At 63.8% G+C, this 15937-nt stretch carries 16 protein-coding genes and 1 pseudogene; 11 read left to right on the forward strand and 6 right to left on the reverse strand.

What is annotated here, in order from left to right; all coding sequences use genetic code 11:
• On the reverse strand, positions 1 to 303 hold a 303-nt coding region (locus QCE69_RS16555; RefSeq protein ID WP_309931900.1), incomplete at its 3' end, for a membrane dipeptidase.
• Positions 304 to 326: 23 nt separating this feature from the next.
• Positions 327 to 1685 (reverse strand): MFS transporter, encoded by a 1359-nt coding sequence (locus QCE69_RS16560; RefSeq protein WP_309927813.1) that lies wholly within the window; start codon positions 1683 to 1685, stop codon positions 327 to 329.
• Positions 1686 to 1876: 191 nt separating this feature from the next.
• On the opposite strand from QCE69_RS16560, the gene bluB reads away from it, so the two are divergent.
• Positions 1877 to 2530: a 5,6-dimethylbenzimidazole synthase gene (gene bluB, locus QCE69_RS16565; RefSeq protein WP_309931902.1), complete on the forward strand. Its 654-nt coding sequence runs from the start codon at positions 1877 to 1879 to the stop codon at positions 2528 to 2530.
• A gap of 4 nt (positions 2531 to 2534) precedes the next feature.
• Here the strand turns inward: bluB and QCE69_RS16570 are convergent, their stop codons facing one another.
• Entirely contained in the window at positions 2535 to 3941 is a 1407-nt protein-coding gene (locus tag QCE69_RS16570) for a sugar porter family MFS transporter (protein ID WP_309931904.1), read from the reverse strand.
• Between the two features lie 350 nt (positions 3942 to 4291).
• On the opposite strand from QCE69_RS16570, the gene QCE69_RS16575 reads away from it, so the two are divergent.
• From QCE69_RS16575 to QCE69_RS16600, 6 genes are all read left to right on the forward strand, one after another.
• A complete protein-coding gene (locus QCE69_RS16575; RefSeq protein WP_309931906.1) occupies positions 4292 to 5098 on the forward strand; it encodes an IclR family transcriptional regulator in 807 nt (268 codons plus the stop codon).
• Positions 5099 to 5249: 151 nt separating this feature from the next.
• On the forward strand, positions 5250 to 6479 hold the full coding sequence (locus QCE69_RS16580; RefSeq protein ID WP_309931907.1) for an MFS transporter: 1230 nt from the start codon (positions 5250 to 5252) through the stop codon (positions 6477 to 6479).
• 19 nt (positions 6480 to 6498) lie between these two features.
• Positions 6499 to 7518, forward strand: coding sequence for a 2-dehydropantoate 2-reductase (locus QCE69_RS16585; protein ID WP_309931909.1), 1020 nt, complete (start codon positions 6499 to 6501; stop codon positions 7516 to 7518).
• Positions 7515 to 8267, forward strand: a complete 753-nt coding sequence (locus QCE69_RS16590; protein WP_309927803.1) for an SDR family NAD(P)-dependent oxidoreductase — start codon at positions 7515 to 7517, stop codon at positions 8265 to 8267. Before QCE69_RS16585 ends, QCE69_RS16590 begins: the two co-directional genes overlap by 4 nt.
• A 33-nt stretch (positions 8268 to 8300) precedes the next feature.
• Positions 8301 to 9206, forward strand: a complete 906-nt coding sequence (locus QCE69_RS16595; RefSeq protein ID WP_309927801.1) for a polysaccharide deacetylase — start codon at positions 8301 to 8303, stop codon at positions 9204 to 9206.
• 63 nt (positions 9207 to 9269) lie between these two features.
• Positions 9270 to 10400 carry an NADH:flavin oxidoreductase/NADH oxidase gene (locus QCE69_RS16600; RefSeq protein ID WP_309931911.1) on the forward strand — a complete coding sequence of 377 codons (1131 nt, stop codon included), beginning with the start codon at positions 9270 to 9272 and terminating at the stop codon, positions 10398 to 10400.
• Positions 10401 to 10412: 12 nt separating this feature from the next.
• Here the strand turns inward: QCE69_RS16600 and QCE69_RS16605 are convergent, their stop codons facing one another.
• Positions 10413 to 10826, reverse strand: a complete 414-nt coding sequence (locus QCE69_RS16605) for a GFA family protein (RefSeq protein WP_309931913.1) — start codon at positions 10824 to 10826, stop codon at positions 10413 to 10415.
• 248 nt (positions 10827 to 11074) lie between these two features.
• Between QCE69_RS16605 and QCE69_RS16610 the strand changes: the two are divergent.
• Positions 11075 to 11260 (forward strand): annotated as a pseudogene (locus QCE69_RS16610) (DUF2254 family protein); the annotation flags it as partial.
• Positions 11257 to 11610 carry a hypothetical protein gene (locus tag QCE69_RS16615; RefSeq protein WP_309931915.1) on the forward strand — a complete coding sequence of 118 codons (354 nt, stop codon included), beginning with the start codon at positions 11257 to 11259 and terminating at the stop codon, positions 11608 to 11610. The pseudogene QCE69_RS16610 and the gene QCE69_RS16615, both read left to right, overlap by 4 nt.
• A gap of 118 nt (positions 11611 to 11728) precedes the next feature.
• On the opposite strand, the gene nhaA is transcribed toward QCE69_RS16615, so the two are convergent.
• Positions 11729 to 13078 (reverse strand): Na+/H+ antiporter NhaA, encoded by a 1350-nt coding sequence (nhaA, locus tag QCE69_RS16620; protein ID WP_309931917.1) that lies wholly within the window; start codon positions 13076 to 13078, stop codon positions 11729 to 11731.
• Between the two features lie 132 nt (positions 13079 to 13210).
• Here nhaA and QCE69_RS16625 point away from each other — a divergent pair, with 132 nt between their 5' ends.
• Positions 13211 to 13690 carry a universal stress protein gene (locus QCE69_RS16625; protein WP_309931919.1) on the forward strand — a complete coding sequence of 160 codons (480 nt, stop codon included), beginning with the start codon at positions 13211 to 13213 and terminating at the stop codon, positions 13688 to 13690.
• A gap of 116 nt (positions 13691 to 13806) precedes the next feature.
• On the opposite strand, the gene QCE69_RS16630 is transcribed toward QCE69_RS16625, so the two are convergent.
• The gene (locus tag QCE69_RS16630; protein WP_309927791.1) at positions 13807 to 14235 is read right to left on the reverse strand and encodes a hypothetical protein; all 429 of its coding nucleotides are present in this window, start codon (positions 14233 to 14235) and stop codon (positions 13807 to 13809) included.
• 454 nt (positions 14236 to 14689) lie between these two features.
• Between QCE69_RS16630 and QCE69_RS16635 the strand changes: the two genes are divergently transcribed.
• Positions 14690 to 15922, forward strand: a complete 1233-nt coding sequence (locus QCE69_RS16635) for a porin (RefSeq protein ID WP_309931921.1) — start codon at positions 14690 to 14692, stop codon at positions 15920 to 15922.
• The last annotated feature ends 15 nt before the right edge of the window (positions 15923 to 15937 follow it).

Below are 15937 nucleotides of genomic sequence, written 5' to 3' on the forward strand. Positions count from 1 at the left end.
GCCGAGGTTGTCCTCGAACGCATACGCGTTCTGGAAGCCGAAGATGATGCCGGTCTTGTTTTCCTTCTTCGCGCGCAGGATGTCGTCGGTCGTGCGCACCAGCGTCAGGATCTCGCTGTACTCGCGGATCTGCTGCTTCATCTCCGCGATGTTGTCGATGGTCTTCTGGAAGTCTTCCCACACCGAGACGGTGCAATTCACGGCGGTGACGTTGCCTTTGCGCATGTCCTCGAACACGGAGCGCTCGAACTTCGAGATGTTCAGGCCGTCGATGATGATGCTCGAATCGTGCAATGCACTCATGGTCGTGGTCCGTTGAAGTCGCTTCAGTGGGTACGGGAGAACGCGTCGGCGGTTGCGGTGCCGCCTGCGTTCGTGTTCGCGAAGCCGGCTTCTTCGAGCGCCGTCTTCGAGGTCTCGCGCAACGAGAGGCCGCCGATCATCGCGAGAATCGACACGGCGATCAGATAGTAAGCCGGCGACAGGTTCGTGCCGGTGACGGAGATCAGCCAGGTGGCGACCAGCGGCGCAGTGCCGCCGAAGATCGTGTAGGCGAGGTTGTAGGTGATCGCGGATGCCGTGTAGCGGGTCTTGGTCGCGAAGACCTCCGACAGCAGCGGCGCCGTCACGACGCCCGACAGCACCGCGCCCACGGCCAGCAGCGCGACGCCGAACAGGGATTGCGACAGATTGCCCGAACCGCCCAGCGTGAAGGCCGGATAGACCGACGCGATGATGAACACGCAGGTGCTGCCGATGGTCACGCGGCGGCCCACGGCATCCGAGAACAGGCCTGCCAGCGGACACAACGCGGCGGCGAAGAAGAGGGCGAGCACGGTCACGAGCAGCGAGGTGCCGCGTGACAGATGTCCGGCCACCTGGAGATAGGTCGCGAAGTAGGTGGTGAAGGTGTAGAACGACAGCGCCGTCACCGAGACGAACGCGCCCAGCTTCAGGATGTTCCAGGACTGCGAGCGCAGGGTTTCCGCGAGCGGCGCATGCGCGACTTCATGCTTGCCTTCGAGTGCCTTGAAGGCGGGCGTTTCGTTCAGGTTGACGCGCAGATAGACGCCGATGAGACCGATCGGCGCGGCGATCAGGAACGGCACGCGCCAACCCCAGTCGACCATCGCGGCCGAGGACAGCCACGATTCCATCGCATAGGCGACGACAGCGGCGCAGGCAAACGACGAGAACGTCGAGACCGGCACGAAGCTGCCGAAGAACGCGCGCCGGCGGCGCGGCGCATGTTCCATCACATAGGCACAGGCGCCCGCATATTCGCCGCCAGCCGAGAAGCCCTGCACGCAGCGAATGATCGTGAGCAGCAGCGGCGCCCAGTAACCGATGCTCGCGTAGGTCGGCAGCAGGCCGATCAGCGTGGTCGAGCCGGCCATCAGCAGGATGGTGAAGGCGAGGGTGCGCTTGCGTCCCACCCGGTCGCCGACGACGCCGAAGAACAGCCCGCCGAGCGGCCGGAACGCGAAGGCCACCGCGAACACCGCGAAGGTTTTCAGCAGACCGACAGTGGGGTCGCCGCTGGGAAAGAACTCGCGCGTGAGGATCGTCGCGAGAAAGCCGTATGCGGCGAAGTCGAACCATTCGACGAAATTGCCGATGGAGGCGGCCGCAATGACGCGCCGCAGCGTACGGGTGTCGACTTCCTGACCTGGTTGAGCTGACATGTTCATCTCGCTTTTCACGTGTCGGTGGGCATCGGAGGGATGAAAACGAGAGTAGGCGCTCAAATTACCTAGGTCGATACGTGTCAATTACCTAGGTAATCCGGGATGGGTGGCACGGGAATGCGCGATCGGATCGCGCAGGCGATATCATCGCGTGCCCGGATCCCACCCTCGCCGCACCTTACGCCGACATGAACAAAGCTTTCAGCGACACGGATCGCGACGCCGTCTACCGCGCCATTCACGAGCGTCGCGACATGCGCCATTTCGTCAGCGATCCGGTCGATCCGCAGGTCATGCGGCGGCTCATCGATGCGGCGCTGCATGCGCCGAGCGTCGGCTTCATGCAGCCCTGGCGCATCGTGCGGATCACGTCGGAAACGTTGCGCGCGCAGTTATGCGATGCCGTCGAACGCGAGCGCCTGCTCACCGCCGACGCTCTCGCCGAACGTCGCGACGCGTTCATGCGTCTCAAGGTGGAAGGTCTGCGCGAGTGCGCGGAAGTGCTCGTGATGGCGCTGATGGACGGCCGCGAACAGCATGTGTTCGGCCGTCGCACGCTGCCGGAGATGGACCTGGCGTCGGTGGCGTGCGCGATACAGAACATGTGGCTCGCGGCCCGCGCCGAAGGGCTCGGCATGGGCTGGGTATCGCTGTTCGATCCCGCTGCCGTCGGCGCCTTACTGAACATGCCGGCGGGCGCGCGGCCGGTCGCCATCCTCTGCGTGGGGCACGTGGAACGCTACTACGATGCTCCGATGCTCGAAACCGAACGATGGGCCGCGCGCCGCTCCTTCGACGAATGCGTGTTCGAGAACGCGTGGCCGGAAGCGCACGCGCTATAGCGGCTCAGTCGGCCGCGCCGAGATCGCGCAGGCGCTTGCCGGCCATCAGGTCGTTGCCCAGTTTTTCCAGCGATATGCCGCGCGTCTCCGGCACATAGAAGAACACGATGACCGCGAACAGCGCATTCAGGAACGCGTACAGCACGAAGGTGTTCGCTTCGCCGATCGTCGAAAGCAGGCTCAGGAACGTGGCCGCGACCACCATGTTCGCTACCCAGTTGACCAGCGTGGAAGCGGCGACGCCGAAGTCGCGTCCCTGTTGCGGCTGAATCTCCGAGCACAGGATCCACACAAGCGGCCCGGCCGACATCGCGAAGCCCGCGATGAACAGCAGCAGCGACACGACCGCCATCCCCTGCGCCGCCGTGCCCGATACGCCTGCATGCAGCAGGAAGCCGAGCGCGCACATGCCGAACGCCATCACCGCGCAGCCGGCATAGAGAATCGGCTTGCGTCCCCAGCGATCGACGAAGGCAATCGCGCCGAAGGTCGCAATCACGTTCACGAGGCCGACGATCACAGTCGCCCACAATTGCTGCTCATGCGTTGCGAAGCCGGCCAGCTGGAAGATGCGCGGGGCGTAGTACATCACGACGTTGATGCCGGTCAGTTGCTGGAAGATCTGCAGCACGACGCCCAGCGCCACCGAACGGCGGAAGTTGGGATTGCTGCGCAGCAGGCTCCAGCCGCGTTGCGGTTGCTTGTTGTCGTCGCTGACCTGTTCGAGTTCGCTCTGCACGTCGGCGGGATTCGCATACAGGCGTTGCAGCACGGCGCGGGCTTCGTCGCCGCGATCGCGTTGCAGCAGCCAGCGCGGACTGTCGGGAAGCGCGAGCACGCCTGCCAGAAAGAACGCCGCCGGAATTGCGATGACACCCAGCATCCAGCGCCAGTCGGCGATATAGGAGAGCCCGATGTTGGACAGGAACGCCGCCAGGATGCCGACAGTGATCATCAACTGATAGGTCGAGATCATGGCGCCGCGCCATTGCCTCGGCGCGACTTCGGACAGATACAGCGGCGCGGTGAACGACGCCATGCCCACCGCCAACCCGAGCACCAGACGCGCGCCGATCAGGTGAGCGGGTCCGCTCGCGAATGCGGACCACAGCGAGCCGATGATGAAGAGGATCGCCGCGAGCACCAGTGCATAGCGGCGTCCGAGACGCCACGAGAGCCAGCCGGCCGCGAGCGCGCCGAGGGCTGCGCCGACCATCATCGAGCTGACGATCCATTCCTGCGAACGATCGTTGAGGACGAACTGTTTCGCGATGAAAGGCAGCGCGCCGGAGATCACGCCGATATCCAGGCCGAACAGCAGGCCGGCAAGCGCGGCCATGAAGCAGACGAAGAGACCGTAGCGTTTGGATTGGGCAGCGGCGGGAGCGCGGCGGTCGGCGAGGGTGCTCATGTGAGGATCTCCAGTCGGGTTCAGAGGATCGGGGCGGCCCGCATGCGATCTGCGCGAGATCGCTTGCCGAAACGATCTTGCGCTCATCCGGACGGCTGCGCTCTTTTCCTGCGCACGCGCGCGAGGGCTCAGCTCCCGTAAGAGAAGACACGCGCGCCGTAGCCGGCCTTTCGCTGCCTTGACGAACGCTCTGATCGAAACGGGTGTTCGTGTGACTGCCTTGGTGCAGGTTTCGGACCTGACGTGCTCGTCGGTCATTCAAGCTTTGTTGCCTAAGGGTTTTCCCTTGCTTGCTCGATCTGTTTTGGCCGTGAACAATCGATTCACACTAATGAATCGAGTTCGTATATATGAACGAGGCAGTCCGATCAGCCGCGCGGGTCCTCGACCTGCTCGAATATTTCGCATCGACGGAAGAGGGCGTGGCGCTGACCACCGTCTCCACGATCTTCGCGATGCCCAAGAGCAGCACGCTCGCGCTGCTGCGCACGCTGCTCTCGCGCGGCTACCTTGAACGCGACGATCACAACCTCTATCGGCTGAATCCGGCGTTTCGCAGCGGCGGCTTCGGCTGGAACGGCGACCTCGGCGCGCGCCTGACCGCCATCGCCAAACCGGCGATGGACGATCTGTGCGTGGAAGTGGGCGAGACGGTCGTGCTGAGCGTGTTCACGGACGACGGACAGTTCAGAACTGTCGCCAAATCACTCGCGCAGACCGTGGTGCGCTACGACCTCGAAATCGACAAGTCGTATCCCGCCTATTGCGGCGCGATGGGCCGCGCGATGCTCGCTTGCCTGCCGCGCGAGAAGCGCGACGCACTGCTCGCGCTCTGGCCGCTGGAGCAGCGCACGCCGTACGCGCTGTCCGACCTCGCGCGCATCAACGAAAAGATCGATCAGGCGGCCATCGAGGGCGTTGCCATCGTCGAGGAAGAGTTCGCGCTGGATGGCGTCGGCATCGCGATGCCGATCTGCGATGCCGGCGGCGTGCCCATCGCGGCGCTGGACGTGGGCTGCGTCGCCAGCCGTTATCCGGCGAAGCGCGACAAGATCCTCGCGGCGATGCGCGCCTGCATCGACCGCTTGCCCCCGCCGTTCGGCGCATTGACGCCGGCGGCGCCGTCGACTTCGCCTTCGCCGCGCGAATCCGCTTAAGAGTCGCTTGACCAACATCGCATGCCGGGATTCCGGCATCTCCACATCGAAAACTTAGGGTTCCTGTATGCTCAATCAGGCTGATACGCAAGCTGCCGTCCCGCCCCTGACGACAGACGCGCCGCAAGCACACTCGACACGCCAGCAACTCATGGCCGCCATGATCGGCAACGTGCTCGAGTACTACGACTTCATCGTGTACGCGTTCCTCGCCGCGACGCTCGCGCGCAACTTCTTCCAGGGCGACAAGTACGGCGGCCTGCTGGCGAGCTTCGCCGCCTTCGGCGTCGGCTTCCTGGCGCGGCCGGTGGGCGGCGCGATCATCGGCCGCATCGCCGACGTGCACGGCCGGCGCGCCGCGCTGCTCATCACCATCTTCGGCATGGCGGTCGGCACGGCGGGCATCGGCCTGTTGCCGACGTATGCGACGGCGGGCGCACTCGCCCCCGCGCTGCTCGTGTTCCTGCGGCTCGTTCAGGGCCTCGCGGCGGGCGGCGAATGGGGCAGCGCCACGTCGTTCATCGTCGAATCCGCGCCACCGGGCAAACGCGGCTTCTATGGCGGCATGGGCCAGGCGTCGATTGCGGCGTCGTCGCTGGCGAGCAGCGTGGTCGCGACCATCGTCAGCGCGTCCTTTACCGCCGATCAACTCGATGCCTGGGCCTGGCGCCTGCCGTTCCTGTTCGGTGGCATCCTGCTGCCGATCGGTCTCTACATGCGCCGCAACATCGTCGAGACGCCCGCGTTCACGCAGGCGCAGGAGAACCTGGAGCAGGTCGAACGCACCAGCAAGTCGGCTGCGCTCGGCATGATGTCGAAGGCCTTCGGCTTCACCATCATCTGGACCGTGTCGTACTACGTGATGCTCAGCTACATGCCGACCTTCCTCGGCAAGTACGCCGGCCTCAGCACGACGCAGGCACTCATGTCGAATTCGATCGCGCTCGCCGTGCTGGTCGCGGCCACGCCGTTCTTCGGCGCGCTGTCGGACCGCATCGGCCGCAAGCCGCTGCTCATCGGCTGCTGCGTGGGCTTCCTGCTGTTCTCGTACGTGCTGTTCCGCGTGGTGCTCGGCGGCGCGAGCTTCGGCGCGATCCTGGCCATCCAGATCTTCTTCAACCTGTTCATCGCGGCCTTCTCGGGCGCGGGTCCGTCGGCGCTGTGCGAGCTGTTCCCGACCTACGGCCGCACCACGCTGATGTCGATCGGCTACAGCCTCTCCACCGCGATCTTCGGCGGCTTCGCACCGTTCATCTCGACCTGGCTCATCGGCGTGACCGGCTCGCCCATCGCACCGGCTTTCTATCTGACGGCGGCGGCGATCGTCTCCGGCATCGTCATCTCGACTTTCCGCGAAACCGCACGCGAGCGGCTTCGCTAAACCAACGGGCAAACCTTCAATGAAACAACGCATTCTGATCTGGGGCGCGGGCGCCATCGGCGGAACGATCGGCGCGTATCTCGTGCGCGCGGGTCACGACATCACCTTCGTGGACATCGACCGCGAGCACGTGGAAGCGATCCGCGATCCGGCGCGTGGCTTGTCGATCACCGGTCCGGTAGATCGATTTACGGTAAGCGCGCCAGCTTTCCTTCCGGGTGAAATCGACGGGCAGTGGGACCGCATCTTCCTCGCCGTGAAAGCGCACCATACACGTGAGGCGTGTGAAGCACTGTGGCCGCATCTGACGAAGGACGGCTATGTGCTGTCGCTGCAGAACGGACTGTGCGAGCACGTGATCGCGCAGGTCGTGGGCCGCGAGCGGACGGTCGGCGCATTCGTCAACTTCGGCGCGGACTGGATCAAGCCGGGCGAGATTCACTACGGCAACCGGGCGGCGGTGGTGGTCGGGGAAATCGATGGCGCCTCGACCGAGCGTATCCAGGCGCTGCACGGACTCATGCAGCAATTCGAACCCGACGCCGTCCTCACCAACGAAATCTTCTCCTACCTGTGGGGCAAGCTGGCCTATGGCTCGCTGCTGTTCGCGCAGGCGGTTGGTCAACTGGGCATCGCCGATTGTCTCGAACGTCCCGAACTGCTGCCGCTGTGGCGCGAGATGGCGACCGAAGTCCTGCAGGTGGCGCAGGCGGAAGGCGTGAACGCGCGCGGCTTCAATGGCTTCGATCCGGCCGCGTTCACGCCGCAGTCCGACGAAGCCGCGGCCCGCGCGAGCGTCGCGGCGATGGTGGCGTTCAACCGGCCGAACGCCAAGACGCATTCCGGCGTATGGCGCGATCTCGCGGTGCGCAAGCGCCGTACGGAAGTGGACATGCAGATCAAGCCGGTGGTGGAGACGGGCCGCACGCACGGCATCGACTGCGTGAAGCTGAATGCCTTGTGCGACATGATCCACGAGATCGAGGACGGTGAACGCACGCTGTCCGACCGCAACCTCAACGAACTACTCGAGACATGAACATTTCCTTCGAAGGGCAGGTGGTGGCCGTCAGCGGTGCGGCCATCGGTTTTGGGCGCGTGATCGCCACGACGTTCGCGGAACTCGGCGCACACGTCTATGCCTGCGATATTCGCGCCGACGAACTCGCGACGCTCGCGGCGCCGCGCATCGAAACGAAGGTTGTCGATCTGACGGATCGCGCGGCGGCTGCGGCATGGGTTCGCGGGATCGAGGAACACAGCGGCCGTGCGCTCGACGTGCTCGTCAACAACGCGGGCGGCGTGGCCGGACAGGCGCCGCGTCCAGTCGATGAAGTCACCGACGAACAATGGGACCGCGTGATCGAGATCAACCTCGGCACGACCTTCTCGCTGAGCCGCGCGGCCGCGCCCGGCATGAAGCGCGCGGGACGCGGCGCGATCATCAACATCAGTTCCGGCGCGGCCTTGCAGGCTTCGCTCACTGGCGTGCAGGCGTACTGCTCCGCGAAGCACGCGGTGCTCGGCCTCACGCGGCAACTCGCGCACGAACTCGGACCGCACGGGATTCGCGTGAACTCGGTCGCGCCCGGCTTCGTGCGCACCAACGACGCCACCGAAAAGCAATGGGCCGCGATGGGCGAAGCGCGCCAGCGCAGCCTGCTCGACGGCATTGCGCTGCGGCGCTTCGGCACGCCCGAGGACATCACGCGCGCGGTGCTGTTCTTCGCGTCGGAGCTGTCGGGCTTCGTCAACGGGCAGATCCTGTCCGTCGATGGCGGCCGATAAAGCCGGTCCCAATCTGAACCAAAGGAAACCAGGATGACAAACGATCTTTCGAAGCAGACCCTCGAACCCTGGCAATGGCCGGAAGAAACCTGGCGCGCGAAGGTGAATCACACGCGCGCGGGGCGCAGTCTGCGGCCCGCGCACTGGCCGGACGGCGCACGTTGCGCGGTGGCCCTGTCGTTCGACAGCGATCACGAGACCAACGAACTGCGCGACGGCGGCAAGTCCATCAGCCGGATGAGCTGGGGGCAATACGGCGCGCGCGTCGGCATGCCGCGACTGCTTGAACTGCTGGAACGGCACGGCGTCAAGGCGAGCTTCTATGTGCCGGCGGTCGCGGCCATGCTGCATGAAGACGAACAGCGCCGCGTGATCGCCGAAGGACATGAGATCGGCATTCATGGCTGGATTCACGAACTCAACTCGGTGCTGTCCTACGAGGACGAGCGCGATCTGATGCTGCGCTCGTCGGACGCGCTGGAGAAGATCACGGGCGTGCGGCCGGTCGGATTGCGCACGCCTTCGTGGGACTTCAGCCCGCATACGCTGCGCATCGCGAAGGAAATGGGCCTGCTCTACGATTCGTCGCTGATGGCGGACGAGGACTGTTACGAGCTGATGCTCGAAGGCGAGGCGACGGGCGTGGTGGAACTGCCGGTGGAATGGATTCGCGACGATGCCGTGTACTTCAGCATGCATCGCTTCCAGTCGCTGCGCCCGTATACGCCGCCTACCGATGTCTTCGAGATCTTCCGCCGCGAGTTCGACCACGCGTACGAGAGCGGCGGCCTGTTCCAGCTGACGATGCATCCGCACATCATCACGGCGCGCTCGCGCATCTGGATCCTCGACGAGTTGATCACCTACATGAAGACCAAGGACGTCTGGTTCGCCACGCACGCGGAAGTCGCCGCGTATGCGAAGGCGAATGCGGCCTGACGTTTTTTCTTTCGACGCTCCGCGTTTCGCCTCGCGGAGCGCTCCACATCATCTGGACACGGCATGACGAGTATTCTTTTTTCCCCTTTGCGCATGGGTTCCGTCGAACTCGACAACCGTATCGTCGTGGCCCCGATGTGCCAGTACAGCGCCAACGACGGTTGCGCCAGCGACTGGCATCTGATGAACCTCATGCAGCTCGCCGTCTCGGGTGCGGGGCTGGTGATGCTCGAAGCGACTGCCGTCGAACGGCATGGGCGCATCACGCATGGCTGTCTCGGGCTGTATAGCGATGTCACCGAAGCCGCGCTGGGGCGCGTGATGGCCGCGGCGCGTGGCGTCGGGCAGGGCGTGCGCTGGGGCATCCAGCTGGGCCACGCTGGCAGGAAGGCTTCGGCGCAACGTCCGTGGGAAGGGCGTGGTGCGCTCGGCGCGGGTGAGGACCCGTGGCAGACGCAGGGGCCGTCGTCGCTTGCGTTCACCGACGGCTGGCACACCCCGCAGGCGATGACGAAGGACGACATCCGCCGCGTGCGCGACAGCTTCGTCGTTTCCGCGAAGCGGGCGGCGCGTCTCGGGTTCGAGGTGGTCGAGATTCATGCCGCGCATGGCTATCTGCTGCATCAGTTTCTTTCGCCCTTGGCCAATCAGCGTGACGACGAATACGGCGGCAGCCTCGCGAACCGCATGCGTCTGCCGCTCGATATCGCCGCCGCTGTCCGCGACGCGCTCGGCGCCGATATCGCGCTCGGCTTTCGCATCACCGGGACCGACTGGAAGGACGGCGGCATCACGATCGACGAATGTGTCGCGTTCACCGACGCGCTCAAGGCGATCCGCGTCGATTACGTCTGCGTGACCTCGGGGGCAGTGGCGCCTGCCGCCATTCCCGTCGAACCGGGCTATCAGGTGCATCTCGCCGAAGAGGTCAAGCGCCGCACGGGCATGGTCACGCGGGCCGTCGGCTTTATCGCCGATCCGCATCAGGCCGAGGCCATTCTCGCGAACCAGCAGGCCGATTGCGTGGCGCTCGGGCGCGCGTTCATCGACGACCCGCGATGGCCGTGGCACGCCGCCGAAGTGCTCGGCGACGTCAGCCGGATTCGCTATCCTGGGCAATACGAACGCGGCGGCGCCCAGTTGTGGCCGGGTGTCGCGTTGCGGCAGAAGAAGCGGGAGACGCTGGTGAACTGAGCCGCCGATGCGTCATGAAGGCATGTCCGTGAACTGCGGAATGTCAGGATGCTTGAGCCATGTGTGTCGGCGCTTCGTGAACATTTCGAGCATCGGCTGAATGGTTTCGGCATTGTCCAGGCTGCCCAGCATCACGAACACCGTGCCCGGAAACGCGCCGGCGTGGTTCGTGAACAGGCGCGAGCCGCAATCGGGACAGAAGTTCCGGTCGATTCGCTTGCCGGAGTCCGCGATATAGGCAAACGACTTCGGCTTGCCGCTCAGCAACGTGAACTCGTTTTCCGGAACGCCGAAGAACGTGGCCATCACGCCGCCGCTCGCCCGTTGACAGTCCCGGCAGTAGCAATCGGCGTAGAAGCCGGGATCGGTATCGAATTCGAATCTCACTGCACCGCATGCGCAGCCGCCCGCATATTTCTTGGCCATTCTGATGCACCTCCGACGTTGGGTATCGACGTGGGCATAGCGTGGCAGAAGGGGAATCGTCAGGCGGTGCCGCCGTGCGAATGCGACAGGCGTGCGGGTTGAATGGCAAGATTGAGATCCGTAGGCGCGCAACGTGCTTTTGACGCCGTCACTTCGATCCTGAAGTCGCATGGAGGCGGGCGTGGCACGTTGGCAATCGATACTGCTGCTGTTCATACGAAAACAGTGGGTCAGGGCAACGAGTCACCACCTTCTCCCTGAGCATCATGACGCCGGCCTATGGATCGGCCACGAATACCGTCACCCCGCGTGCAATTCTTCTCCTGATTCAGGGGAGCGTCACGCAGAACGCATTGTCGACCTTTGTCGGTTCCTTCCTGTTCAGCATGGTCGCGCTGGTCGTGTTGAAGGTCGGCGTGTACGGACCGCAATGACGGTCGGTGCTGTTCATGATGACGATCACCTCACGCTGCTAGGGCTTGCTCGCGTCGGTGAGACGACCGACAGAGTCGAGCAGGCGACACAGGCCGCAATCGATGCACGGCTCGGTGAGCCTTTCCTTGGCGGTAGAGAACTCAAAGATCCCGCGACGGATATTGCGGACAGCGCCGAGCCTTTGCACGCGGGTGTGACCGGATACGTGCAGTACGTGGACATGGCAGCACTCGACGCTCAAGGTTTGTCGAGATACAGCTTCGATTGCAGAAGACTTGTCGGGCGCTTGTCGAAATGGGTGATGACGCGTTTCGCGAAGCCGCGCGTCATCAGTCGCAGCTCGCACTGACACGCGCCGAAGACGCGATGACCCTCGAAGACGACAAGAAACAGGTACGAAGCGTGGCTGAGTCCTTCACGTAACGACTCGTTCGCAAGGTCCCGGCGTCGGCGGATGAGAGATGCGCCTAAGCAGACGGCCCGATGACCGGGCGGCGTCGCGCGTAGATCATGCCCCATCCCAATCCGAGCACACCCGCGAGCACCGAGCCGATCAGGACTGCGAGTTTGGCGACGGAAAGCGTCTCAGGATCGTCGAACGCGAGCATCGATATGAAGATGGACATGGTAAAGCCGATGCCCGCAAGCAACGCCACCAACATCACGCCGCCCCACGCCACACCATCAGGCAAGCGGCACAATCCCGTCCTGACCAGCGTCCACGTCGACACGAACACGCCCAGCGGTTTTCCGAGCACAAGCGCAGCCACCACACCGACCAACACATAGTGAGCCTGGCCGCCGGACAGATCGAGACCCGTAAAACTCACGCCCGCATTGGCCAGCGCAAACAACGGCATGATGCCGTAGGCGACCCACGGATGGAGCGACCATTGCACGCGAACTACGGGCGCCAGCATCTCGCGCTGCGCCAGCCGTAACATCTGCAGCGGTCTGGCCAATTTGTCGGCGTTCTCGTGGGCGGTGCTCTTTTGCGTGACACTGGCAGTCGCCTGCGACATTTCGACGAGCGCGCGCTCGCGGTGGAAAGTGGGCGCGACGGGCGTCATCAATCCGAGCACGACGCCCGCAAGCGTCGGGTGCGCTCCGCTCACGAGCAGACCCGTCCAGATCACCGCGCCGGGAACGATATAGGCCGCCGCGGCGCCGATGCTCATGCGCTGCATGACCAGCACCATCACGACACCGGCGGCCGCGATTCCGAAGCCGGCGTAGTCGAGGCCGGAAGAATAAAAGACCGCGATGATCAATACCGCGATGATGTCATCGACGATTGCAAGCGTCAGAAGAAAGATGCGCAAGTTTCCCGGAATCGATTTCCCGAGCAACGCCAGCACGCCGACAGCGAAAGCGATGTCCGTTGCAGTCGGCACCGCCCAGCCGCGGATTTCTCCCGATGAATAGTTGACCGCGAGGTAAATGAGCGCGGGCGCAATCACCCCGCCGACGGCCGCTGCGAGCGGCAAAACGGCCTGCCGGAGATCGCTCAGGGATCCCTCGTGCATCTCCCGGCGAATCTCGATCCCCACGACCAGAAAAAACACCGTCATGAGCCCGTCGTTGATCCAGAAGTGCAACTGCCTGGAGAACTCGAACGATCCGACCTTGAAGGCGATCGGCGCTTCCCAAAGGTGATGGTATGCGTCAGCGAAGGGCGAGTTGGCCCAAAGCAGAGCAGCAGCGGCGGCAATGAGAAGAATGATGCCGCTCGCAGCCTCGATGTGCAGGAAATGCTCGAGTGCGGTGAGGGCTTGTCGGGCGATGTGCCGGGCTTGTCGTGCGGAATGCTGCAGCATGAAATGGACGTCAAGGATCCAGCGTGGCGGCCCGACCGACGCTGATCCTGTCAAACGCGAATTCGCCTGACACCCTTCCGCCATTGTACAGGCTGAATCTTTACGAAAGTTTTATACCGGCGAACTGAAGCTTTGCGCGATCTTGATGCACGTGGTGCTGCAATGAAGACTGCTCAATCCGCATTGAAGAAGACTGAGATGCTCAAGCTGCTCATTCCCGTGATTTGCCCGGCCGGTGCGCTCGAAGCGGCGCGTCATGCGGCGTTTCTCTTTGCGGAGAAGTGCGTCGCTCACGTTGAAGTGATCGAGATCCTCGATGATGCGGCTCAAAGCCGCGCGGTCGCGTTTCACTCCCGATCGGCGCTGCGTCGGCAAGAGAAGGATTTCATGCGAGATGCCTTGACGAGCACATGTGCGGTGCTGGAAGACGCCGGTGTTCCCTATACCTGGAAGCGCATCTTCGGTTCGGCCGAGAAGTCCATTGCGGCCCACGCGAATCGTGGCGCGGACGTCGTGGTGCTGGATGCGAGCCGCATTGGCCTGCTGCGAAGATGGCTTGTGCTCTTCCGACTCTGGCATCTGACCCGCAAGCCGCTGACGGTCTTGCATTGATTTTCATCTTTGAGACTTTGCTCTCAGCATATCGTGCAACCTGGAAAGCGACGCACGGTGTAAGGCAGGGAACCAAACGGCCAGGGCCCCGGCAGCGCCGTATCGAGCATCGGGGATCACGGCTCAAGTGACGTCAGCAGCCTTCCGAGGTCCCGCAGTTCGACGCGGATGACACCGCCCTTTGGGCTGTCAATGTCCGCGATCAGTGCAAGCGACAACGCGACCGTCGCCGGAAGGATCGTGATGGCGCCGACGGCGGAATCGACCAGGTCAGCTCGCGCGTACTCGGTGCCGATGGCGTTGGCTTCGCTTTCTTCCAAGGACTCCCGGACGTCGTAGCGATTCACCGCCATCGACAGGCTGAATCCAACCAGAAGCGCGAGAAGCGTCAGCGTGGAGGTTTGAATGATGTTGCAGTCGTCGCGGTCATCGGGCGGCAACACGGCCAGACGTCGCAAAACAAACGCGCCGAAGGCCACCGCGCCGATGAAAAGGGCGAGCAAAACTGCGAACAGCACCGCCGGATGGTCGACGAACACATTCATTTGATGTCTCTCGCAGCGTTAGTCAGACTTTGGCGCGACCCTGGTCCCGGCACCATCGCAGCTTCCGCCATCCCGTCATCCCGCTCTGCGCTTCTACCGCCTGGTGAGTGTTGCTACACCGAAAGGTGTCAGCGAGAGCTGAGCTGAACTGGTTCACCAACCGCCGCACGCCAGCGACACCACGAATCCTTGTCTCCAGAGAAGTCGCGAAATTCCCCGGGAGGGACGCAGTGATTTCGATAAGGGGCATTGAACGCACCTTGCCCCAAACCCAACCGAAGCAACCCCCAATTCGCCTCATGCATGTCTCTCATGCGCAGGTTTCAGTGTCGGTTGCATCCGTGATCCGATAGATTCGCAGCGTCCGTCCGCGCTTGCAGCCTTGCAACAAAAACGCAAAAGGACGCGCTTCCACTCAAGCGAAGCATATAAAAAATAACTCGGAGGAGATTGGATGAAAAGGTACGTGCTCTTGGCACTCGTCCCTGGCGTGCTCGCGGTTCCCGCCTACGCACAATCGAGCGTCACGCTGTATGGTCTTCTGGATGTCGGCATCAGTTATGCGGTCGGCTCGCAGCGAGCCGTAGTCAAGGGTCGTCCGGTCGGCGGTGGAAACCAGCTCGCCATGACCGACGGCGCGTTCGGCCTGAGCGGAAGTCGTTGGGGCATTCGCGGCACCGAAGAACTGGGCGGCGGCTTGCGAGCCTTCTTCACGCTCGAAAGCGGCTTTACGCTGAACAACGGCGCCTTTGCGCAAGGCGGCAGCGAGTTCGGCCGGCAGGCTTTCGTGGGCATCGAGTCGGGACTAGGCCGGGTCGCCCTAGGCCGGCAATATGATCCGCATCTCGACATCGTTGCACCGTTCTCCGCCGCGTGGCAGTTCGGCGGCTATGCGGCCACGCATCCAGGCGACATCGACAACCTGTTGAGCACGCGCCGGCTGAACAACAGCATCAAATACGTGATGCCGAAGATCGGCGGCATCACGGCGGAAGCGTTGTACAGCGTGGGCGGCGCAGCAGGATCGAATGCGCGCAACTCGGCCTGGTCGCTCGGCGCCGCCTACGACGGCGGAGCGCTGCGTGCCGGTACCGCCTGGCTCTCCGTGCGCAATCCGAACGTCGCCTTCTATGGCGCGAATCCGAACGGTGCGGGTGTCGGTGCAAACAATCTCGGCTCGCTCGGCAGTGCGACGACGCCCGAGAGCAATCCACTGTATGCGGGCTATGCATCGGCCAATGCGTTCGATCTCTTCGGGGCCGGCGCATCCGTCACGTGGCAGGCGGCCACCGCCGGCGTCATCTACACCAATGTCCGTTACACAGGTCTCGGCGATGTCGCGACGTCCGGGCCCAATCCGCTCGGATACACGGGCACGGCGGCCATCAACACGGTCGAACTGAACCTGCGCTACCAGTTCTCGGCGGCGCTGCTCGCCGGGGTGATGGCGAGCCTGACACGCTCGGCATCGGTGGGCGGGCACGAAGGCGCCTGGTATCGCCAGCTCGGTCTGGGAGCCAGCTACGCGCTCTCCAAACGCACCACGGTCTACACCACCGCCGTCTATCAGCGCGCGAGCGGAATCGACTCGACCGGCAATGCCGCAGTCGCGTCGATCTCCGGCTTGAGTCCGTCCGCGACCCATGCCCAGACCGCCGTGCGCGCCGACATCGCCCATCGCTTCTAGGCCCGATGCAGCGCG

Source organism: Caballeronia sp. LZ032, from assembly GCF_031451315.1.
In the GTDB taxonomy this organism is placed as follows: domain Bacteria; phylum Pseudomonadota; class Gammaproteobacteria; order Burkholderiales; family Burkholderiaceae; genus Caballeronia.

Excerpts from the sequence above, each read along its gene's own strand:
- QCE69_RS16605 (WP_309931913.1), bottom strand. The coding sequence starts at position 10,826 with ATGGCCAAGAAATATGCGGGCGGCTGCGCATGCGGTGCAGTGAGATTC.
- nhaA (WP_309931917.1), bottom strand. The coding sequence starts at position 13,078 with ATGCTGCAGCATTCCGCACGACAAGCCCGGCACATCGCCCGACAAGCC.
- QCE69_RS16635 (WP_309931921.1), top strand. The coding sequence starts at position 14,690 with ATGAAAAGGTACGTGCTCTTGGCACTCGTCCCTGGCGTGCTCGCGGTT.
- QCE69_RS16560 (WP_309927813.1), bottom strand. The coding sequence starts at position 1,685 with ATGTCAGCTCAACCAGGTCAGGAAGTCGACACCCGTACGCTGCGGCGC.
- bluB (WP_309931902.1), top strand. The coding sequence starts at position 1,877 with ATGAACAAAGCTTTCAGCGACACGGATCGCGACGCCGTCTACCGCGCC.
- QCE69_RS16580 (WP_309931907.1), top strand. The coding sequence starts at position 5,250 with ATGGCCGCCATGATCGGCAACGTGCTCGAGTACTACGACTTCATCGTG.
- QCE69_RS16615 (WP_309931915.1), top strand. The coding sequence starts at position 11,257 with ATGACGGTCGGTGCTGTTCATGATGACGATCACCTCACGCTGCTAGGG.
- QCE69_RS16600 (WP_309931911.1), top strand. The coding sequence starts at position 9,270 with ATGACGAGTATTCTTTTTTCCCCTTTGCGCATGGGTTCCGTCGAACTC.
- QCE69_RS16590 (WP_309927803.1), top strand. The coding sequence starts at position 7,515 with ATGAACATTTCCTTCGAAGGGCAGGTGGTGGCCGTCAGCGGTGCGGCC.
- QCE69_RS16575 (WP_309931906.1), top strand. The coding sequence starts at position 4,292 with ATGAACGAGGCAGTCCGATCAGCCGCGCGGGTCCTCGACCTGCTCGAA.
- QCE69_RS16585 (WP_309931909.1), top strand. The coding sequence starts at position 6,499 with ATGAAACAACGCATTCTGATCTGGGGCGCGGGCGCCATCGGCGGAACG.
- QCE69_RS16630 (WP_309927791.1), bottom strand. The coding sequence starts at position 14,235 with ATGAATGTGTTCGTCGACCATCCGGCGGTGCTGTTCGCAGTTTTGCTC.
- QCE69_RS16570 (WP_309931904.1), bottom strand. The coding sequence starts at position 3,941 with ATGAGCACCCTCGCCGACCGCCGCGCTCCCGCCGCTGCCCAATCCAAA.
- QCE69_RS16595 (WP_309927801.1), top strand. The coding sequence starts at position 8,301 with ATGACAAACGATCTTTCGAAGCAGACCCTCGAACCCTGGCAATGGCCG.